Below are 21,046 nucleotides of genomic sequence, written 5' to 3' on the forward strand. Positions count from 1 at the left end.
GATGCGGGCGCTCGTGCTCGGCGCGGTGATCGCGGGTCTGACGGCCGGCGCGGCCCGGGCGGCGCCGCGGACCTACACGCTTCCGGATCCGACCGCGCAACTGCGGCCCCCGACGGACGGGGGCCTGACCGCGGGCTACGAGGCGGCGCAGGCCAATTGCCAGACCTGCCACTCGGTCGACTACATCGCCACGCAGCCGCCCGGGCGCGGGAAAGCCTTCTGGGATGCCGAGGTGGCCAAGATGATCAAGGCCTACCACGCCCCGATCGAGCAGGCCGACGCCGGCGCGATCGCCGCCTATCTGGCCGGAACCTACTGAGGGTCGGACGGGCGGCTCGAACGGACGCTTGATCCCGCCGCGTCAGCGCAGCGCGAGCGCCTGGGCCGCGTGCGAGGCGACGGCCTGCACGGCCGGAAGATCGTAGGCGTAGACGCGCCCGGCCAGGATCGCCAGGGCGAGGGTCCAGAACACCGCACCGCCGACCCGCCGCGCCGTGCGGTCGCCGGCCGTGGCGGCCGGGCAGGCGCGGGCGACGCCGTCGGCGACGGGCTCGCCGAACGGATCGAAGGCCGGCGACTGGTTTTCGGAGGCGCTGCGCATGGTGACGAATGTCGCGCTCGGCCGGCCCGTTCGCAATGGAGGCGTCTTTCGAATTTCGCCGCGCGTGGAGATGCTTGTTCTCCATCCGGTCTCAGTAACAGACAGGTTCTTCTCAGAGAGCCGCTTCGACCGCCGAGGACGCGATATCTTCTTCCCGATGGGGGTTGGATCCGGCCGATCCGGGATCGGCGGGCGTGTGGTAGGCCATGCGCTCCCGGCGTCCCCGCAGGGGCTCGCGGCTGACTTCCCGCCACGCCTCGGCCGGCGCCCCGGCGGCGCGGCGCGCGGCCTCCGAGACCAGGATCGGGACGCCGTGGAGCTTGGTCGCCTGCTCGAGGCGGGCGGCGACGTTGACGGCGTCGCCCAGCACGGTGAACTCGTAGCGCGCCGCCTCGCCGATGATCCCGCAGAACACCTCGCCGTAATGCACCCCGACGCCGATGCGCACGGTCCGCGCGGGCCCGCTCCTGTCGGTCCAGCGGGCGATCACCGCGACGAGGTCCTGGGCGAAGGCGAGGGCGCGGGCGGCATCGTCGGGCCGCGGCTCGGGCAGGCCGAACACCACCAGGGCACCGTCGCCGATGAACTTGTCGACCACCCCGCCCCGCAGGCGGGCGAGGCGCGTCACCCGTCGCCGGAAGGCGGACAGGAACTCGGAGAGCCGGTGCGGATCGAGGCTCTCGGCCAGGGTGGTCGAGCCGCGCATGTCGACGAACACGATGGCGGCCTGCTGCCGGCGGCCGGCCTTCAGGCTGCCGTCGCCGTCGGCGAGACGCAGGACCAGCTCCTGCGGCAGGAACCGCGACAGCCGGTTGCGCCGGGTCGCCTCCCGCAGGGCCGAGGCGGCGAACAGCACGAACAGGACGGCGAGGGCGCCGACCATGACCCAGATGGCCAGGGCGATCCGCGACACCGTCGCCTGCCGCCGCTCCATCCGGTCCGCCTCGTGCGCCTCCATGCGGCGCACGCGGTCGCGGATCGCGTCCATCACCTGCTTGCCGCGCCCGTCCGCCACGGAGGCGCGGGCCGCGGCGCCGTCGCCGGCGCGCATGAGGGCGACGCTGGCGCCGAGCTCGTCGAGTTTCCGGCGGATCAGCCCGGCCAGGGTGTCGAGCTCGCCCCGCTGGTCGGGATCGTCCTGGACGAGGTCGCGCAGGAGGTCGAGCTGCCGGTCGACGTTCACCCGCCCCTCGGTGAAGGGCATCAGGAAGGCCGCGTCGCCGGTGAGCAGGTAGCCGCGCTGGCCGGTCTCGGCGTCCTGCACCGCCGACAGCACCCGGGCGAGGCGCCCGTCCACCGCCACGGTGTGGCGCACGGCGTCGACGCCGCGCTGCTGGTACACGAAGGCGCCCAGCGCGATGGCGGTCATCACCAGGATCGTGGCGAGGCCCACCGTCATCCACGCCACGGTGCGCGAGCGCAGGGACCGCTGCACCCGCGCCGCGACGCGTGCCCGGACGGAGGCACGCGTCGCGGCCTCGCTCCCGTCCGCTGCGGGCGCGGTGGCTGGAGCGGACATGTCAGGCCCCGCCCGCGCCGTGCAGCCGGACGGCGCGCCCGGTCCGCCCCCCGTCCCCGGCCGCCCGCGCCCGGCAATCCGCGATGGTCGCCCGCGCCGTGTCGATGGCGACGGACGCCGCCGACATGGTCCGGGTGTCCGGCTCCCGCGCCCGGGCGTAGCGCACCACGTCCATGGCCAGCGCGTCGACCTCGACGGTGAGCGCCTCGATCGCCGCCGGGTCGCGCAGCGCCCGGGCCTGCCCGGCGATCTCCAGGAGCCGGTCCATGATCTCGTCGATGCGCTCGCGGCGCAGGCCGGCGAGGCGCTGCCGGATCCAGGCCAGCACCGAGACGAGCCCGCCCGCCAGTGCGCCGAGGAGGTAGAGCGTGTCGCCGTAGCGCTCGATGAAGCCGTGCTGGTCGCGCTCGTAGTAGTCGATCGCCCCCGGATGGATCGGGATCCGGGCGCTGGTGGCCGCCACGGTCGTGTCGTAGGCCGGGGCCTGGACGTACTCGGCGGCGTCCGTCGCCTGCGCGGCGGCGGTGCGCTTCTCGAAGAGCTGCTGGGTCACGTCGGCTGCCACGACCCGGCTCAGGGAGGCGCGGGCCATCAGCCGGTACGAGGCGCCCACCGTCTTCACGTCGTCGGCCGGCAGCTTCGGCCGGCCGCCGAACAGGCCGCCCGGGACCGTGACCGCCTGGAGCCGCGGGAAGCGCTCGATCACGGCGCCGTCATCCTCCACGGCGACGAACGCCACCTTGCCGCCGCGGGCGACGCCCTGCACGGCCGAGACCAGGGCCAGCGCCTTGGGTGCCGAGGGCGCGATGATGCTGACGAAGGCGTCGATCCGCCGCTCGCGGAAGGCGGCGGCCACCGCCTCCTGGTCGACCGGGACCAGCAGGACCGCCGAGTCCCGGGCCGGGCCGGCGGCCTCCTCCAGGGTGAGCCCGTAATAGCCGAGGAGATTCCGGAGCAGCCAGAGATCGGCGTCCCGGTGCGCCGCGATGCCGAGCCGCTTGCCGGCGAGCTTCGGGAAGCTGGTGATCCCGGCCTGCTCGGGCGAGGCGATGACCATCGCCTGGTCGCGCAGGATCGCCAGGGTCAGGCCGTTGGTCGGGAGCAGCACGTCGGGGCGGACCACCGCGAGGTCGGCCCGCCCGTCCTGCAGGGCGGCGGCGCTCTCGCGCACGTCGTCGAAGGACAGGATCCTCAGCCGGACCTTCTCGTGCGCGGCGTCGAGCGCGTCCGCGTAGGCCTTGATCAGGCCGGGCTCGGTGCCGTCGCGCGGCGCGACCGCGATGGTCAGGACCGTTGCCTGGAGCAGGACCCAGGCCGCGACCCCGCCCGCGCCCAGGAGGGCGGCCCCGGCCAGGAGCAGGGTCTCCCGGCGCAGGATCCAGGCGGGGAGGGTCGCCATCGGCCCGGGCGCTCAGAACAGCGAGATCAGCACGATGCCGCCGACCATCAGGGCGGCGCCGATCAGGCGCGGCGGCCCGGCCTTGACCCGCTTCATGCCGAACCAGCCGAAATGGTCGAGTGCCACCGAGGTCAGGAGGTTCGCGGTGATCAGCAGGCCGTTGAAGGCGCCGGCCCCGACCTTGTCGACGAAGAGCAGCCCGGCGAAGACCGCCACCGCCCCGGTGAGGCCGGCCAGCGGCATCCACCAGCGGACGCCCGCGATGTCGTCCCGGGTCGGCAGCGGCGACGGCCGCAGCAGGAACATCAGCGCGAACACGAACACGACCGGGACGAAGGAGACCGTCGCGGCGAGCCAGGGGTTCTCCAGGGCGCCGCGGAGCTGCGCGTTCCAGACCACGCCGATCGCCATCAGGGCGCCGGCCACGAGGATGAACGGGTAGAGCAGCTTGCCCGACATCCCGTGCCCCTCGCCCTGCCCCTCGCCGCCGTCGCTCTTGCCGCCCGAGCGCGCGATGAAGGTCACGCCCACCGCCATCAGCAGGCCGCCGAGCCAGGGCATCGGCTTGAAACCCGCGGCCTGCAGGCCGAACAGGCCGAGCGCGTCCATGGCCAGGGAGGTGAGGATGTTGGCGGTGAGCGTCAGGCCGTTGAACGGCCCGGCGCCGACCTTGTCGATGAAGGCGAGCCCGCCGAACACCGCGACCGCGCCGGCCAGGCCGCCGAGCGGCGCGTACCAGGGCATCTTGCTCAAGGAGTCGAGGCTCGGCAGCGGCGTCGGCATGGTGAGGAACAGGGTCGTGAACACGAAGACGATCGGCAGGAACGACACCGTCGCGGCGAGCCACGGATTGACCATGCGGCCGCGCAGCTGCGCGTTCATGGCGTTGCCGATCGCCTGCAGCGCGCCCGCCACCAGGATGAAGGGATAGAGGAGGGCAGCCGTCACGCGCGCGGACCTTCGGGTTGGCGGGGAGGGAGGGTCAGACGAGGAGCAGGCCGGCGAGCGCCAGCGCGAGGGCCGGCGGCATCACCAGCAGGCCGAGCTTGAGGAAGGTCCAGGCGCCGACATCCTGGCCCTCGCGGCGGATGGCGGTGAGCCAGAGGATCGTGGCGAGCGAGCCCGTCACCGACAGGTTCGGCCCGAGGTCGACGCCGATCAGGATCGCGCCCGCCACCTTCTCGGGCACGTGGGCGGTCTGCACGGCGGCGCCCGCGATCAGCCCGGCCGGCAGGTTGTTGACGAGGTTGCACAGCACCGCGACCAGGCCGCCCGCCCCCCAGGCGGTGGCCTCCGGGGCGGCGTGGGCGTAGCCCTTGAGGAGGTCCGCCAGCATGGCGAGCACGCCGGTCTTCTCCAGCGCCTCCACCAGGACGAACAGCCCGGCCACCAGCGGCAGCACGCTCCACGACACGTCCTTGGCCACCTCGACGAGGCCGCCGCGCTTGAGCAGCAGCACGACGACCGTGGTGGCGAGGCCGGCCACGAAGGTCGGCAGGCCGAGGTCGAGGCCGAGCGCCGAGGCGGCGATCAGCACGCCGCCGGTCGCCACGATGCCGATCCCCGCCACGAGGCCGGTGCGGGACAGCGCCACGGCCTCGACGTCGGTGGCGACCTGCTGCCCGCGCAGGGTCTTCGCCTGGGTCAGCCGCAGCACCGCGTAGGTCGTCGCGATGGCCAGCAGCGAGGGCAGGGCGAACAGGCCGAGCCAGCGCACCAGCGGCGGCATGTGCTCGGCGAAGACCACGAGGTTGGCCGGGTTCGAGATCGGCAGCACGAAGCTCGCCGCGTTGGCGATGAAGGCGCAGATGAACAGGTAGGGGAGGGGGTTCTCCACCTTGGCGGCCTTGGTGGCCGCGTAGACGGCCGGCGTCAGCACCACCGCGCAGGCGTCGTTCGACAGGAACACCGTGACGGCGGTGCCGACGAGGTACACGAGGGTGAACAGCCGGGTCGCCGAGCCCCTGGCGGCGCGCACGGCGATCGACGCGAGCCAGTCGAACAGGCCCTCCTTCCGGGCGACCTCCGACATCAGCATCATGCCGACGAGGAACAGGTAGACGTCGGTCCCCTTCAGGACGCCGTCCCAGGCGGTGGCCGGGGCGAGCAGCCCGAGGGCCACGAGGGCGCCCGCGCCGAGCACGGCCCAGATCGCCTCCGGCCACGCGAACGGCCGCAGGATGACGCCGAGGGTCGCGAGGGCGGCGATCGTCCAGGTCGCGATGTTGGGGGTCAGCGTCAGCGCGCCCATCGGTTGCGGTGGTCCTCTGGTGGGGTGGATCGTGCGGTGCGGTGTGCCGCGATTCGGTCGGGACCGGCTACCAGTCCCGGCCGTTGCGGTTCGGCCCGAGCTGGTCGCCCCGGAGCCCCTTCTGCGGCCAGGCGGGCAGCCGGGACGCGTCGCTGCCGGGGCGGTCGGGGGCCGGCGGCGGGACGAAGCTGCGGCCCACCGGCTCGATCACCTCGGTGTCGGTGTGCCCCGTGCCGTCCGTGACCGTGACGGCGAGCCGGCGCGCGCCCTCCCGCCAGGGGATCCTTGCATGGACGGTGCGGGGCCCGTCGGGCGCCATCGCGTGGGGCGGCCCGTCGTCGACGCGCAGGGCGCAGCGCCACGCGGCCTGCGGCCGGTCCGACAGGACCAGGGCGCGCACCGAGATCGCGCCGTCGGCGGCGTCGAGGGGCGCCGTGGCGAGGCGCCGGTCGGCGGGGCTCGTGATCATCACGAAGGGCAGCGCGCGGTCGAGGGGCTTGAACCGCCAGCTCGTCACCGGACCGTCGATCGCCGCGACCGCGTAGCCGACCGAGCCGTCCTCGTTCTGGCCGACCGAGCGGGCCGCGGCGTAGAGGGTGCGCCCGTCCGGGGCGAGCTCGTTGTAGTGGGTGTGGCCCATCTCGACGAGGCGCACGCCGTGATGGCGGATCAGGCCGGCGAGCGCCGCCCGCTCGTCGGGCACGCGGAGATCGTCCGGGTAGGTGTGGGCGAAGACCGCGCAGGGCAGGCCCTCCCGCCCGGCCCGGGCCAGCTCCTCGCCGAGCCACGCGAGCTGGCAGGGGCCGAGGCGGAAGTCGAGGCCGAAGCCCTTCTGGCCGTAGCCGGGGCTGACCATGTCGAGGAACAGGCAGCGCACGCCCGCCCAGGTCTCGGCGAAGTAGTAGTGCGTCACGGGGGCCGGGTCGCGCGGGCGCGGCAGGTCGTGGCGCCGCGCCGCGTGGCCGCCGCCGCGCGGGCTGCCCGCCACCGCGGCGAACAGGGCGTCGAAATCCGCCATCGTGCCGTGCTGGCGGTCGTGGTCGCCGGCGATCAGGCGCACCGGCAGGTCCGGGTGCCGGTCCAGGGCCTCGCGCAGGACCGCGTACTGCTCCGCCCGGCCGTCCTCGGCGAGGTCGCCGGGCAGGTAGGCGAAGTCGACGAGGCCGCGGCCGTGCAGCCCCGCCACCTCCGCGAGCATCGCCCGCAGGTCGGCAGCGTGGGGATCGGAGGCCCGCTCCAGGTGGAGGTCGCCGATATGCGCGAAGGCGAACACGCCGTGGCTCGCCGTCATGGCGCGCCCGCGCGCGGTCTATGATTGCCCTGAGCCATCGTGCCCCCCGGACAGGCTCGTCCACCCCGGCCGGGAATCGGCCGCGGCGCTCGCGACCGGCCCGACGTTTCGGAGACGGCGGGGTTCCAGCCCCGGGGGCGGGCGCGCGCCGGCGGGACCCTACATTTTCGTGAGCGCCGGCCCGATCCGCGGCCGGTCGATCGGAAGTGTCGTGAAAGCAGACACTCGATGTCGTCTCAGCCGACAGTGCCCGGCGCTGTCAGCCGGTGAACCCGCCGCTCAGTGCGCGCGCCGGAACAGGTCCGGCAGGTAGCGTTCCAGGGTCTCGTGCCCCTCGAACTTCACGTCCACGGTGGCGGCCGCGCCCCAGGGGCGGTGGAGCCCTACGACCCGGCCGCGGGCATGGCGCCAGATCCCGAGGATCTCGGCGAGGTCGAGCCGGTCGAAGACCACCTCGTCGCCCGGCGCGACGGCCGGGTCGGCCATGCCGGACCGAGCCGCGGGGACCGGGCCGCGGGGTATCTCCCCGATCCGGGAAGGCTCATCCCCGGGATCGCGGCCGTCGGAGAAGGTTTCGTTCGCGGAGTGCTCGCGGAAGAGCATGATCTTCACTAAGCCGTTGCGATGACTGGATAATCGCAGGTTCAACCCGGACCGACAAGGCGTGTTCCGGCGCCCCGCGTGCGGGAGCGACCTGTATTCGGCCGCCCGCTCGCCCGCCCGAGACCCGGCCGGGCGCCGCGTCCCCGCGACCGGACGCCCCGCGCGACGGGGCCGGAACGGCGCCTCGCGGAGCGCGCAGCATTCGCATCTCCGGTTCGGGGGAATCGGGAGATCGTTCGTGTCGTCGAGCGAAGATCTTTGGAATTTCGGGGCGGGTCGGGCTGATCTAAACCTGACGCGAGACGATCCTCCGCGTGAGACGGCGCCTGTCGACCTGATGGATAGTTCCCGCATGCTTCCGGATCTTGCCTTCGGATGCGGAGCGATCCGTCACGGCCCGACCGCCGGACTTGCCCCCGCCCATTCCCGCCAGAGTCCCGCCCGATGAAGTTCCTGCGTCTCCTCGCCGTCGCGGCGCTCAGCCTCGGCGCCCTGCCGGCCGGGGCGGAGACCCTCAGGATCGGCGTCGTGCCCGGCGCCTACGGCGACGCCGTGACGGTGGCGGCCCGGGAGGCCAAGGCCGAGGGCCTCGACGTGAAGGTGGTCGAGTTCAGCGACTGGACGACGCCCAACGTCGCCCTCGATGCCGGCGACATCGACGTGAACTTCTTCCAGCACCGCCCCTTCATGGAGAATGCCGCCAAGCAGAAGGGCTACGCGTTCGACATCGTCGGGCTCGGGATCCTGTCCAATATCGGCCTGTACTCCCTGAAGCATAAGGGCTTCGACCAGATCCCGGTGGGCGGCACGGTGGCGATCGCCAACGACCCGGTGAACCAGGGCCGCGGCCTGCTGCTCCTCCAGAAGGCCGGGCTGATCAAGCTGAAGGACGGTGTCGGCTTCCTCGGCACCCTCGACGACGTCGTCGAGAACCCGAAGACACTGCGCTTCACCGAGGTCGAGGGGCCGCAGCTGGCGCGGATCACCGGCGACGTCGACCTCGCCCTCGGCTACCCGCACTTCATCGTGGCGGCCGGCAGTTTCGACCCGACCAGCGGATTGATCTATTCCGGTATCGAGGACCGGCGCTTCGCCGTGAGCTTCGTCACCAAGGCCGCCCGCAAGGAGGACCCCGTGATCCGGAAATTCGTGACGCTCTTCCAGAACTCGGAGGCCGTGAAACAGCAGATCCGCAAGTCCTTCGCCAACAGCGACAAGCTCTACCTGCTGGCGTGGCAGAACTGATGGTCGGCCTGATCTTCGACAGCCTGCGCGATCCGGGCACGCCGGCCGCGGCCGGACGGGTAGGCCCGGGCGCGGCGACCGCCGCCCGGGCCCCTGCCGCCGCGCCCGGCCGGGAGGCCGGGACGGTGCGGTTCGAGTCCGTCTCGAAGACCTACCGCTCCGCCGCCGGGCCGGTGCCGGCGCTCGACCGGGTGGACCTCGCGATCCCCGCCGGCGCGATCTTCGGCATCATCGGCCGCTCGGGGGCGGGCAAGTCGAGCCTCCTGCGCACGGTCAACCGGCTGGAGGCGCCGACCTCGGGCCGGGTCCTGGTCGACGGCGCCCCGATCGACGCCCTCGACACCGACGGGCTCGTGGCCCTGCGCCGGCGCATCGGCATGATCTTCCAGCACTTCAACCTGCTGGCGGCCAAGACCGTCCGGCAGAACGTGGCGCTGCCGCTGACGGTCGCGGGGGTCCCCCGGCGCGCGATCGGCCCGCGGGTCGCGGAGGCCCTGCGCCTCGTCGGCCTGGAGGACAAGGCCGACACCTACCCGTCGCGGCTCTCCGGCGGCCAGAAGCAGCGGGTCGGCATCGCCCGGGCGCTCGTGAGCGATCCGGAGATCCTGCTCTGCGACGAGGCGACCTCCGCCCTCGACCCGGAGACGACGCTGGCGATCCTCGACCTGCTGCGCGACATCAACCGGCGGCTCGGGATCACCATCATCCTGATCACCCACGAGATGAGCGTGATCCGCGAGATCTGCAGCGACGTGGTGGTGCTGGAGGGCGGCCGGGTCGTCGAGACCGGGCCGGTCTGGCGCGTCTTCGGGGCGCCCGAGCACCCGACCACGCGGGCGCTGCTCGAACCCCTGACCCGCGGCCTGCCGCCGGATCTGGCGGCCCGGCTGCAGTCGCTGCCCGCGCCGGGCGGCTGGGCGATCCTGCGGATCACCTGCTCGGGCCGGGCCGCGCTCGACCTCGCGGGCCTCGCGGGGGCCGGGGCGCCGGTGCGGCTGCTCCAGGCGGGCATCGAGCGGATCCAGGGCCACGCGGTCGGCCGGATGCTGGTGGCCGTCCCGGCCGAGGATCCGGGCGCGGAGGCGCGGCTGCGGGCGCTCGGCGACGACGTGGAGCGGGTCGGCTACGTCCCCGCCGACGCGGCGGTGGGGTGAGGCGATGCGGCACCGCTCTCCACCCGATACCCCGACCGCCCCGCACCCCGAACCCGGAGACCCGCCATGTCACCGCAGATGATCGAGCGCCTCTGGCAGGCCTTCCTCGACACCGCGCTCATGGTCGGGGTCTCGGCCGGGATCGCCGTGCTCGCCGGTATTCCCCTGGCGCTGTTCCTCGTCACCTCCGGGCCCGGCGGCATCTTCCCGGCGCCGGTGGCCAACCGGGTGGTCGGGACCGTGGTCAACGGCTTCCGGGCCGTGCCCTTCATCGTGCTGCTGGTGGCGCTGATCCCGTTCACCCGGCTGGTGGCCGGCACCACGATCGGCGTCTGGGCGGCGATCGTGCCGCTCTCGGTGAGCGCGACCCCGTTCTTCGCCCGGATCGCCGAGGTGTCGCTGCGGGAGGTGGATGCCGGCCTGATCGAGGCCGCCCAGTCCATCGGCTGCCGGCGCCGGCACATCCTCGCCCACGTGCTCCTGCCCGAGGCGCTGCCGGGCATCGTGGCCGGCTTCACCATCACGGTGGTGGCGATGATCGGCGCCTCCGCGATGGCCGGCGCGGTGGGCGCGGGCGGCCTCGGGGACGTCGCGATCCGGTACGGCTACCAGCGCTTCGACACCACCGTGATGGTGGTGGTGATCGCGATCCTGATCGCCCTCGTGTGCGTGGTCCAGTTCGCGGGCGACACCGCGGTGCGGCGGCTCCGGGCCTGCTGACGGCCCCGCGCCCCGGCCCGCGCCCGGCTCGCGGCGGTCCGACCGTGAGGCCGCATCCCTGAGGCCGAATCCGTGAGGCTGAACCCGTGAGCCTGCACACATGAGCCTGAACGTGGACGAATCCGCCGCCGACGGGGCGGCCGAGCCGCTGACCCCGCCGCTGCCCCCACCGCTGCCCCCGCCGCCGTCGCCGCCGCACCGGATCCGCTCGGACGCCGAGGCGCTCGCGGCCGCGCGGGCCGTGGCCCGGGTCTTCGCGGCGGGCGCGGCCGAGCGCGACCGGGACCGGCGCCTGCCCTGGGCGGAGATCGCGGCCTTCACGGAGAGCGGGCTCGGCGGCATCACGGTGCCGCGCGCCCATGGCGGCGCCGGGGTCTCGCACGCGACGCTCGCGGAGGTCTTCGCGATCCTCGCCGCCGCCGACGGCTCGGCGGCGCAGATCCCCCAGAACCAGTTCGGCGTCCTGGCGCTGGTCGCGGCCGCCGCCAGCCCCGCCCAGCAGGCGCGGATCTACCGCGACGTGCTCGCCGGCCACCGGATCGGCAATGCCGGCCCCGCCCGCAACGGCAAGGCCATCACCAACGTGGACACGCGGCTGACCGCCGGGCCGGAGGGCCCGCGGCTCAGCGGCACGCGCTTCTACTCCACGGGCGCGCTCTTCGCCCACTGGATCCCGACCCGGGCGGTCGGCCCCGACGGGGGCCCGCTCCTGGTCTTCGTGCGCCGGGACGCCCCCGGCGTGCGGGTGGCGGACGACTGGCAGGGCTTCGGCCAGCGCACCACGGCGAGCGGCACCGTGATCTTCGCGCAGGCCCCGGTCGAGGCGGATCTGACGATCGACCTCGCGCCCCTGGCCTGGCGCCCGGGCCTGTTCGGGCCGGTCTCGCAGCTGATCCACGCGGCGATCGACGCCGGGCTCGCCCGGGGCGCGGCCGCCGCCGCCCTCGACTTCCTGCGCACCCGGACCCGGCCCTATCCCTTCACCGCCGAGACCGTCGCGGAGGATCCCCACATCCTCGGCGAGATCGGGCGGCTCACGGTCGACCTGCACGCCGCCGAGGAGGTCCTGGCGCGGGCCGGGAGGGCGCTCGACCGGATCGCCGCGGCCCCCGTCACCGCCCAGAGCGCGGCCGAGGCCTCGGTGGCGGTGGCGCAGGCCAAGATCCTGACCACCGAGGCGGCCCTGGAGGCCTCCGAGCGGCTGCTCGAGCTCGCCGGCGCCTCGGCGACCCGCGACGGGTACAATCTCGGCCGGTACTGGCGTGACGCCCGGGTCCACACCCTGCACGACCCGGTCCGGTGGAAGTACCACCTCCTCGGCAACCACGCCCTGAACGGCGTGCTGCCCGCCCGGCACCAGTGGAACTGAGGACCGGGCGATGCCGCTCCAGCCCCACGAGACCGCCTACACGCAGGCACCCGCGCCGCCGCGCCCGGTGCCGGTCCTTCCGGACGCCGCCGCGGCGCTCGCCGTCGCCGACCGGCTGGCGGAGGACTTCGCCGAGGCCGCCGCCGCGCGCGACCTGGAGCGCCGCCTGCCGGTCGCCGAGATCGCGCGCTTTGCCGAATCCGGCCTCTGGGCGATCACGGTGCCGAGGGAGTACGGCGGCCCCGGCCTCGACAGCGCCACGGTCGCCCAGGTGATCGCCCGGATCGCCGCGGCGGACGGCTCCCTCGGCCAGATCCCGCAGAACCACTTCTACGCCCTGGAGGTGCTCCGCAACGGCGGCACCGAGGCCCAGAAGCGCGCCCTCTACGGCCGCGTCCTGGCGGGCGAGCGCTTCGGCAACGCGCTGGCCGAGATCGGCGCGCGCGACCACACCCGCCGCACCCGGCTCGTGCGCGACCCGGCCGGCTGGTATGTCGAGGGCCGCAAATACTACTGCACCGGCTCGCTCTACGCCCACCGCATCCCCACCCTGGCCAGCGCCGAGGAGGAGGGGCGGGCGGTCGCCTACCTCGTCTTCGTCCCCCGGGACGCGCCCGGCGTGACCCTGGTCGACGACTGGGACGGGTTCGGGCAGCGGCTCACCGGCTCGGGCTCGGTCCTGTTCGAGCGCGTCGCCGTGGAGCCCGACTGGGTGGTGCCGTTCCAGGCCTCGCTGGAGCGGCCGACCGCGATCGGCCCCTTCGCGCAGATCCTGCACGCCGGGATCGATCTCGGCATCGGCGCGGGCGCCTTCGCGGCGACCCTGCCCCTCGTGCGAGACCGCGCCCGGCCGTGGATCGATTCCGGCGTCGCCCGGGCCAGCGAGGATCCGCTGACCCTCCACGCGCTGGGCGACGTCCAGGTGCGCCTCGCGGCGGCCGACGCCCTGCTGGCGCGCGCCGGCCGCTACGTGGACGCCGCCCAGGCCGCCCCCGACGCCGACAGCGTCGCGGCCGCCTCCGTGGCGGTGGCGGAGGCCCGGGCCGCGAGCCACCGGGCCGGCCTGCTCGCGGCCAACAAGCTCGTCGAGCTCGGCGGCACCTCCGCCACCGACCGGGCCGAGGCGCTCGACCGCTACTGGCGCAACGTCCGCACCCACACCCTGCACGATCCGGTGCGGTGGAAGTACCACTGGATCGGCGCCTACCACCTCGACGGCCGGCAGCCGCCCCGGCACGGAGCGCTCTGATGGCCGCCGCGACGAAGCAGATCCTGCTGAACGCCTTCACCATGACCTGCGCGGGCCACATCAACCACGGGCTCTGGACCCACCCGCGCGACCGCTCGGCCGAGTACAACACGCTGTCCTACTGGACCGAGCAGGCGAAGCTCCTGGAGCGCGGCCTGTTCGACGGCCTGTTCATCGCCGACATCATCGGCGTCTACGACGTCTACGGCGGCGGCATCGACGTCACCGCCCGGGAGGCCGTGCAGCTCCCGGTCAACGACCCGACCGTGATGATCTCCGCCATGGCGGCGGTGACCGAGCATCTCGGCTTCGGCGTGACGATCAACGTCCACCAGGAGGCGCCCTACACCTTCGCCCGGCGCCTCTCGACCCTCGATCACCTGACGGGCGGCCGGATCGGCTGGAACGTCGTCACCGGCTACCTCGACAGCGCCCACCGCGCCCAGAGCGGTGGCACGCTGCCGGCGCACGACCGGCGCTACGACTACGCCGACGAGTACCTGGAGGTGCTCTACCGGCTCTGGGAGGGCAGCTGGGACGACGCGGCCGTGCGCCGCGACCGGGCGGCCCGGGTGTTCAGCGATCCCGCCCATATCCGCAAGGTCACCCACCGGGGCGCGTACTTCGCGGTCGAGGGCTACCACCTGTCGGAGCCGTCGCCCCAGCGGACGCCGGTCCTCTACCAGGCCGGCGCCTCGGGCCGCGGCCGCGCCTTCGCGGGCCGCCACGCCGAGTGCGTGTTCATCTCGGCCCGCGACCCGGCCACCGCCCGCGAATCCGTCCGCGCCATCCGGGCCGAGGCGGTCGCGGCGGGCCGGAATCCCGACGACGTGAAGGTGTTCGTCGGCCTCGCGATCATCCCCGGACGGACGCGCGCGGAGGCCGAAGCCAAGCGGGACGAGTACCTGTCCTACGCGAGCCCGGAGGCGGGGCTCGCGCATTTCTCCGCCTCCACGGGGATCGACTTCGCCCGCTACGGCCTCGACGAGCCGATCCCCTACGCGCCGGGCAACGCCATCCAGTCGGCCACCGCGGCGGCGGCCAGCCGCGGGCTGACGAAGCGCGACCTCCTGGCCGAGCTGCAGCTCGGCAGCCGCTACGCGGTGCTCACCGGCGACGCGGTGACGATCGCCGACGAACTCCAGGCCTGGATCACGGAGGGCGAGGTCGACGGCTTCAACCTCAGCCGGATCGTCGTGCCGGAGAGCTTCTCCGACTTCATCGACCTCGTGATCCCGGAGCTGCAGGATCGCGGCCTCTACAAGACCGCCTACGCCGAGGGCTCGCTGCGGGCGAAGCTGTTCGGCCAGGGGGACCGGCTGCCCGCCCGCCACCCGGCCGAGGCCTACCGCGGCGCGCCTCAGCGGCCCTGATCAGCGGCCTTGATCAGCGGCCTTGATCAGCGGCCCTGGGACTCGCCGCTCTCGGAGCCGAACCAGCGGCCGTAGATCTCGTCGTAGCGGCCGTCCTCCCGCAGGCCGAGGAGGGCCTGGTTGACGCGCTTGCGCCGGGGATCGTTGGCCGGGAACAGGATGCCGTAGGATTGCCGGTTGAAGGCGCCCCCGACCAGGCGCAGAGCCTCGTGGCCGGGCCGGGTCGCGTAGTAGCCCAGCGCGGGGGCGTCGTAGACGACCGCCGCGACCGTGCCGGCCTGCAGGGCCGCGCAGGCCGCCTCCAGCGTCGCGAAGCTCACCGGGGTGGCGAAATGGTCCGCCAAGTAGGCGACCGAGGTGGTGTCGGCGACCGTGCCCACCCGCTTGCCCGGCAGGTCCTGCGGGCCGTTGACCGCGCCGCGCAGGCGCTCCACCGTGGCCGTGCTGGTCAGGCCCGCGGTGAACCACGCCACCAGGGCGATGCAGGTGAACAGCCAGACGACCGTGACGGCCCGCGCCAGGGGGCTGCGCGGCATCTCCTCCGCCTGCGCGGCGAGGCTGCTCAGGGCCCACCAGACGACGTGGGCGAAGCCGCGCGCGGGCCGCGCCCGCGCCGCCATGCCGCCGGGGTGGCGCCGCTCGAGCCACCAGACCAGGGCCGCCACCGCCAGGATCAGGGCGGCGAGCCCCAGGAGGACCTGCAGGAAGGCGGCGTCGCTCAGGAGCGCCCGGAGGGCCCGCGCGGTGGCCGAGCCGGTGGCGTCCGGCTCCGCCCGGACGGCGATGCGCAGGCCGGTCTCCAGCATCGTGACCGAGAAGTCGAACCGCCGCTCGCGCTCCGCGGTGATCGACACCGCCGCGATGGCGAGGTCCGCGCGCCCGTCCGAGACCGCCGCGAACAGCGCCGGCAGGTCGTCGACGCGCACATAGGCCGTCCGGACGCCGAGCTCCCGCGCGACGGCGTTCCAGAGATCGATGCTGAACCCGCGCAGCCGGCCGTCCTCGTCCATGACCAGGGGCGGCACCGGATGCGTCGCGACCCGCCACGTCTCGGGCTCGCCGGTGCGGAGCGCGGGGGCCGCGTCCGCGGTCTCGGCCCGGACGGGGGCCGCGGCGAGCGGCGCGGCGGCCGCGAAACACAGGGAGAGGGACAGACAGAGGGACAGGACGCGAGCGGGCGCGCCGGCGCGCCGCCGTCCGGCGGACCGGCCCGGCACGTCAGAGGCTCTCGATCCAGTTGCGCAGGACGGCGCCGGGCGCGGGTTCGGGACCGGTGTCCAGGCGCTGGGACGCGTCGCTCGGGATGAAGCCGAACCGGCGCTTGAACGCCCGCCGGAAGGTCCGCTCGTCCGAGAAGCCGACCGCGAAGGCGACCTGCGAGACGCGCAGGGGTTTGGGGGCATCGTCGCGCACGAGCATCCGCATCGCCGCCATGAGGCGGCGGTCGCGGATATACGCCACGATGCCGTTGGGGGCGAACAGCCGGTACAGGGTCGAGCGCGACAGGCCGAGCCGCGTCGCGATCAGGGCGGGCGTCAGCTTCGGGTTGCCGAGCTCCGCCTCGACCAGGCGGCGGACCCGGATCCGGACGTCCTGGTGCTGCGCGGGGCGCCCCTCCTCCTGCCCGCGCAGCCAGCTGGCGCAGAGCTGGGTGATCGCCGCCGAGGCCGCCAGGGCCTCGCGGCGGTCGAGGAGGTCGCCGCAGGCGACCACGTTGGCGATGAAGTTGTGGACCAGCCGCCCGAACGGGTCGCCGTCGTGGTCGAGGGAGCGGCCGTGCAGGGCGTCGGGGTGGCAGCCCTGCTTCTCCAGCAGGGCGCGGGGGATCACGACGTTCGTGGCGTCGACGGCGCCCGCCACGATGCGCACGGGCTGGGCGAGGTCGAAGACGATGCACTGGACCTCGTTCACGGGCCCGGTGCCCTGATCGGTCTCCACGCGGCTCTGCCCCCGCCGGTAGAACTGCAGCAGGATGTGGTCGAGGCCCTGCTGGCCGATCATCTCCCGGGTCCGCACGAGGGTGTGGGCCGGCGCCACAACGTCGCCGACCAGCAGGTCGCCGAGGTGGTAGCTGCGCATCGCGATCGGGACGGTGAGGTCGGTCTCCGGGCGGAAGCTAACGTCGAAGATCGGCGCGAGGTGATCCTGCCACGCCCGGCCGAGCGCCTCTCGATCCTCCGGCGGCTCGAACCGCAGGCAGGCGACCTCGCCGCCCGGCGCCTCACCCCCGGCCGGTGCCGCGTCCGGGTCCCGGTTTCTCTCTTCGGAAGACATACGTAGAGCCTGACACCTGCTGTGAGCACGACCGATGAAGAACGAGGGCCTGCCCCAAGTTGACGCGTGGCAACGCGGTCCGGTCATCCCGCACGTTAGCCGTGTCCACCCGGACAGTCCCCCTGTCTCCCGCCGACCTGAGCGGCTGTACACTGTCGTTTGTCGCGGCGGCGTGCGATTCGACGCGGGGGCCGCCGGATCGGGGCGCCGCGGGCGCAGCTTTCGGATCAATCCTGACACGCGAGCCGCCGGACGGTTCCTTCCGTCCCAGAATGGGGGTTTGCCGTACCAGAATGTCGCGCGCGGCCCCGACTGTGGCAGCCCTGCGATAGTCCGTTAAGGTCGCGTTTTCTATGCCCCTCGCAAAGTCCGAAACGGACATGGCGGGGGTCATTTCAGTGATTCAGAAGTATAGCGACGTAGAGAACACGACCGGATCCTGTGATCCGAGCACGGGCGCGGGCGGCGGAACGCGGCGGCGCGGTGCCGTGCGCCTGGGATTGCTGGTCGGCAGCTCGCTCGCGACGCTCGCGCTCGCGCTCGGACCTGTGGCGGCGCAGACCGTGCCGGCGCGCTCGCCTTCGACGTTCGATGCGTTCGGCGTTCCGTTGACGGCGAGCCAGTTCGACACGCCGGAGTATCGAGCCGATTGGGGCTTGGCGGCGATCAACGCCGCCACCGCGTATGCCCGCGGTTATACCGGGCTAGGCGTATTGGTTGCGGTCATTGACAGCGGGATCGATCCCACAAATCCGGAATTTAACTTAAGAATTTCCAGCCAATCGCGCAATTTCATTCAAGGCCTGAATCCGTCTTTACTCTACGATACTGACATCAAATACGGTCACGGAACTCACGTCTCCGGCACAATTGGCGCCGCTCGCGATAACACCGGGATGATGGGAGTTGCATTCGATAGCAATATCATATCATTGTTTGATCTACGTAATACAATTGACGCGATCGAGACCGCAACCCAGAACAATGCTCGAGTCCTGAATGGCAGTTATGGACCTGTCATGTCCTCTCCGACTGTCGACCGACTGCCAAACCCAACCTATCGGAAATTGGAGCGTCAAGAATACGGCATATCAGATATATATCAGGCTCAAGCTCTCAGTGAAGCTGCACAGCATGACGTGCTCATGGTTTTTGCCGCAGGCAATGATCGAAAAACACAACCCGACGTAACCCAGGATCCGAGTGGAGCCGCATTTTATCCATTTATCAAGCCGGAAAATGCCAGCAGCGGCATTTATCAATTTTATACAAGACCTGGAACCGATCCCAACGGCAAATTCAGCCCTGACTATGCGCCGACCGGCCCCGTCGATCAGAGTAAAATTGATTTCTCGGAACTTAACGGCTTCATCGTTTCGGTGGTTGCCGTCGATCGAAACAGGCAGATCGCTAGCTTCAGCAACTGGTGCGGCGTTACAGCGGCGTGGTGCATCGCAGCACCAGGCGTCGACATCTTCTCAACCGTGCAGGTCGGACAGGGCTACAGCGGCTTCGACGTCAACGGCAATAAGATCTACAACGGTTCGAACTATGGATCTCTACAAGGCACCTCGATGGCCGCGCCGCACGTGGCCGGGGCCGCCGCTGTTCTGCGTCAGGCGTTCCCGTTCCTGACGGCGCCGCAGATCGCCCAGACCATGTTCACCACCGCCACCCATCTCGGTGACGGACCCGCCGACAGGCCGAACAGCGTCTTCGGCTGGGGCCTGCTCAACCTCGGCAAGGCCATCGACGGCCCGGGCCAGTTCACCTCCGACTGGACCGTCAACACCACCTACAACGGACAGGCCTATTACGGCCGCTTCGCCAACGCCATCTCCGGCGTCGGCGGCCTGACCAAGGTCGGGCTCGGCACCCTCGAACTCGCCGGCACCAACACCTATGCCGGACCGACCACCGTCGCCGGCGGCACCCTGTTCCTGTCCGCCAGCGGCAGCCTGACCTCACCGGTCTCCGTCCAGAGTGCGGGCACCTATCTCAATGCCGGCTGGACCCAGGGCAGCGTCAGCAATGCCGGCCTCCTGATCAACACCGGCACCATCTACGGAGGTGCGACCAATGCCGGCACGGCGCTCAGCAACGGCGTGATCGCCGGCGGCGTGGCCAACAGCGGCACGCTGTCCACCAGCGGCACCGTCACGGGCGGCCTGACCAATGCCGGTCTGACCCTCAACACCGGCGCCATCGGCGGCGGCGTGGCCAACAGCGGCAGCCTGATCAACGCTGGCACCCTCGCGGGCGGCCTGAGCAACACCGGCACGGCCCTCAACACCGGCGCCATCGGCGGCGGCGCGGCCAACAGCGGCAGCCTGGTCAACGCCGGCACCCTCGCGGGTGGACTGAGCAACGCCGGCACGGCCCTCAACACCGGCGCCATCGCCGGCGGCGTCGCTAACACCGGCCTCCTCGCGACCAGCGGCACGATTGCCGGCGGCCTGACCAATGCCGGCACCGTGCTCGCCAGCGCCGGCCGCATCGACGGCGCTATCGCCAACAATGCCGGCCTGCTCGCCGTGTCCGGGACCGTCACCAGCGCCGGCACCTTCGCCAACGCCGCCGGCGCGACCCTCGCCGTCACGGGCGGCGGCAGCTACAGCCTCGCCGGCCCCCTCACCAATGCCGGCCTCGTCGCCGTCGCCCAGACCGCCAGCCTCACCGCCTCCGGCGGCCTCAGCAACGCCGGCCTCGTCGCCAGCGACGGCACCCTCACCGCCGACCTGACCAACACCGGCGTCGCCCGCCTGTCCGGTCAGTACAACGGCACGCTCACCAACGCCGGCCTGCTGCAGATCACCGGCCCGCTCGCCGGGCTCACCGGCCTGACCAACACCGGCGCCCTCGACCTCGGCGGCACCGCCCTCACGCTCACCGACCTCGCGGGTCCGGCCTCCGCGGTCCTCGGCAACGGCGCCCTCACGGTCTCCAACGCGGCCGCCTCGACCTACGCCGGCGCCATCCTGGAGACCGCCAGCCCGACCAGCCTGACCAAGGCCGGCCCCGGCACGCTCACGCTCACCGGCCTCGGCCGCTTCTCCGGCCCGACCACCGTCCAGGCCGGCACGCTCTCGCTCAACGGCCTCTGGACCTCGCCGGTCACGGTCGCGGCCGCCGGCACCCTGCGCGGCATCGGCACCGTCGCGGCCCCGGTCACGGTCGCCGGTGCCCTGCGGCCGGGCAACTCCCCCGGCACGCTCACCGTCCTCGGCCCGGTGGCGTTCGCCCCCGGCAGCAGCCTCGGCCTCGACATCGACGGCCCGGGCACCGGCACCGGCGCGGGCAGCTACGCCCGCCTGCTGGCGCTCGGCCCGACCGGCACGGTGGCCGCCAACGGCACCCTGGTGCCGGAACTGCGCGGCATCACCGGCAACGCCACGAACGGCTTCACCCCCGCGCTCGGCCAGCGCTTCGGCGTGCTGACCGCGCAAGCCGGGCTGTCGGGCTCGTTCACCGGGCTCGCCCAGCCGGCGGCGGGCCTGCCGGCGGGCACGCGCTTCGACGCGCTCTACGCCGCCACCGGCCTCGACCTCGTGGTCACCCCCGCCGCCTACGGCAACCTCGCCGGGCTCGGCCTCGCCCAGACCGGCAACGCCCGGGCCGTGGGCGCGGCGCTGGACCTCGCCCGCCCGGCCGCCGGCACGCGGCCGGACGCGGCGCGGGCGCGGGTGTACGACCCGCTCTACGCGGCCAACCCGGCGACCCTGCCGGGCGGGCTGGCGAGCCTGTCGGGCCAGAGCTACGGCGACGCGGTGATGACCGACCTCGCCGCGCGCCGGCTGCTCTCCGACACGATCGACCGGCACCAGCGCGGCCTGGGCGGCGGCGCGGGCGCGTTCAGCGCGGGCGATCCGGGCCCGGGCCCGAACCGGACGGCGCTGCAGGTGCGCGGCGGCGCCGGGGCGGCGGCGGCGCCGCTGGCGGTGGGCGAGGGCCGGGTCTGGGCCGACGCGCTGTACGGGTTCGGCGCGCGCGCCGGCGAC

The 21,046-nt window shown here is 73.0% G+C and carries 17 protein-coding genes; 8 read left to right on the forward strand and 9 right to left on the reverse strand.

The features are described from left to right. The first annotated feature begins 1 nt into the window (after position 1). Positions 2 to 319 (forward strand): SorB family sulfite dehydrogenase c-type cytochrome subunit, encoded by a 318-nt coding sequence (gene sorB / locus ME121_RS25975; protein WP_024828907.1) that lies wholly within the window; start codon positions 2 to 4, stop codon positions 317 to 319. A 42-nt stretch (positions 320 to 361) separates the two neighbouring features. On the opposite strand, the gene ME121_RS25980 is transcribed toward sorB, so the two are convergent. From ME121_RS25980 to ME121_RS26010, 7 genes are all read right to left on the reverse strand, one after another. Beyond that, a complete protein-coding gene (locus tag ME121_RS25980; protein ID WP_012321138.1) occupies positions 362 to 601 on the reverse strand; it encodes a hypothetical protein in 240 nt (79 codons plus the stop codon). A 112-nt stretch (positions 602 to 713) separates the two neighbouring features. Then, positions 714 to 2,120 carry an adenylate/guanylate cyclase domain-containing protein gene (locus tag ME121_RS25985; RefSeq protein WP_245295826.1) on the reverse strand — a complete coding sequence of 469 codons (1,407 nt, stop codon included), beginning with the start codon at positions 2,118 to 2,120 and terminating at the stop codon, positions 714 to 716. 1 nt (position 2,121) lies between these two features. Then, complete coding sequence (locus ME121_RS25990; RefSeq protein ID WP_012321140.1) at positions 2,122 to 3,519, reverse strand: TAXI family TRAP transporter solute-binding subunit; 1,398 nt, start codon at positions 3,517 to 3,519, stop codon at positions 2,122 to 2,124. A 12-nt stretch (positions 3,520 to 3,531) separates the two neighbouring features. Next, complete coding sequence (locus ME121_RS25995; RefSeq protein WP_043074515.1) at positions 3,532 to 4,467, reverse strand: DMT family transporter; 936 nt, start codon at positions 4,465 to 4,467, stop codon at positions 3,532 to 3,534. 34 nt (positions 4,468 to 4,501) lie between these two features. Continuing rightward, positions 4,502 to 5,770 (reverse strand): arsenic transporter, encoded by a 1,269-nt coding sequence (locus tag ME121_RS26000; RefSeq protein WP_059409871.1) that lies wholly within the window; start codon positions 5,768 to 5,770, stop codon positions 4,502 to 4,504. Positions 5,771 to 5,837: 67 nt separating this feature from the next. Next, positions 5,838 to 7,061 (reverse strand): metallophosphoesterase family protein, encoded by a 1,224-nt coding sequence (locus ME121_RS26005; RefSeq protein WP_059409872.1) that lies wholly within the window; start codon positions 7,059 to 7,061, stop codon positions 5,838 to 5,840. A 279-nt stretch (positions 7,062 to 7,340) separates the two neighbouring features. Further along, complete coding sequence (locus ME121_RS26010) at positions 7,341 to 7,547, reverse strand: hypothetical protein (RefSeq protein WP_012321144.1); 207 nt, start codon at positions 7,545 to 7,547, stop codon at positions 7,341 to 7,343. Between the two features lie 561 nt (positions 7,548 to 8,108). On the opposite strand from ME121_RS26010, the gene ME121_RS26015 reads away from it, so the two are divergent. The 6 genes from ME121_RS26015 (at position 8,109) to ME121_RS26040 (ending at position 14,774) form a co-directional block, all read left to right on the forward strand. Next, positions 8,109 to 8,909 (forward strand): MetQ/NlpA family ABC transporter substrate-binding protein, encoded by an 801-nt coding sequence (locus ME121_RS26015; RefSeq protein ID WP_012321145.1) that lies wholly within the window; start codon positions 8,109 to 8,111, stop codon positions 8,907 to 8,909. After that, positions 8,909 to 10,063, forward strand: a complete 1,155-nt coding sequence (locus tag ME121_RS26020; protein WP_012321146.1) for a methionine ABC transporter ATP-binding protein — start codon at positions 8,909 to 8,911, stop codon at positions 10,061 to 10,063. The genes ME121_RS26015 and ME121_RS26020 overlap by 1 nt, the downstream gene beginning before the upstream one ends. Positions 10,064 to 10,129: 66 nt before the next feature. Then, entirely contained in the window at positions 10,130 to 10,783 is a 654-nt protein-coding gene (locus ME121_RS26025; RefSeq protein WP_059409873.1) for a methionine ABC transporter permease, read from the forward strand. A gap of 100 nt (positions 10,784 to 10,883) precedes the next feature. Beyond that, complete coding sequence (locus ME121_RS26030) at positions 10,884 to 12,152, forward strand: SfnB family sulfur acquisition oxidoreductase (RefSeq protein ID WP_059409874.1); 1,269 nt, start codon at positions 10,884 to 10,886, stop codon at positions 12,150 to 12,152. Positions 12,153 to 12,162: 10 nt separating this feature from the next. Then, positions 12,163 to 13,401, forward strand: a complete 1,239-nt coding sequence (locus ME121_RS26035) for an SfnB family sulfur acquisition oxidoreductase (protein WP_024828899.1) — start codon at positions 12,163 to 12,165, stop codon at positions 13,399 to 13,401. Continuing rightward, positions 13,401 to 14,774, forward strand: a complete 1,374-nt coding sequence (locus tag ME121_RS26040; protein WP_029361045.1) for an LLM class flavin-dependent oxidoreductase — start codon at positions 13,401 to 13,403, stop codon at positions 14,772 to 14,774. Before ME121_RS26035 ends, ME121_RS26040 begins: the two co-directional genes overlap by 1 nt. A gap of 26 nt (positions 14,775 to 14,800) precedes the next feature. Here ME121_RS26040 and ME121_RS26045 read toward each other — a convergent pair whose 3' ends face one another. Further along, entirely contained in the window at positions 14,801 to 15,991 is a 1,191-nt protein-coding gene (locus ME121_RS26045; RefSeq protein ID WP_059409875.1) for a transporter substrate-binding domain-containing protein, read from the reverse strand. Between the two features lies 1 nt (position 15,992). Further along, entirely contained in the window at positions 15,993 to 17,048 is a 1,056-nt protein-coding gene (locus tag ME121_RS26050; RefSeq protein WP_059409876.1) for a helix-turn-helix domain-containing protein, read from the reverse strand. Positions 17,049 to 17,401: 353 nt separating this feature from the next. Here ME121_RS26050 and ME121_RS26055 point away from each other — a divergent pair. Then, positions 17,402 to 21,046, forward strand: a 3,645-nt coding sequence (locus ME121_RS26055) for a S8 family serine peptidase (protein ID WP_059409878.1), incomplete at its 3' end; no start/stop codon positions are given.

Origin of the sequence: Methylobacterium sp. ME121 (assembly GCF_000974725.1) — a bacterium.
Classification (GTDB): Bacteria; Pseudomonadota; Alphaproteobacteria; order Rhizobiales; family Beijerinckiaceae; genus Methylobacterium; species Methylobacterium radiotolerans.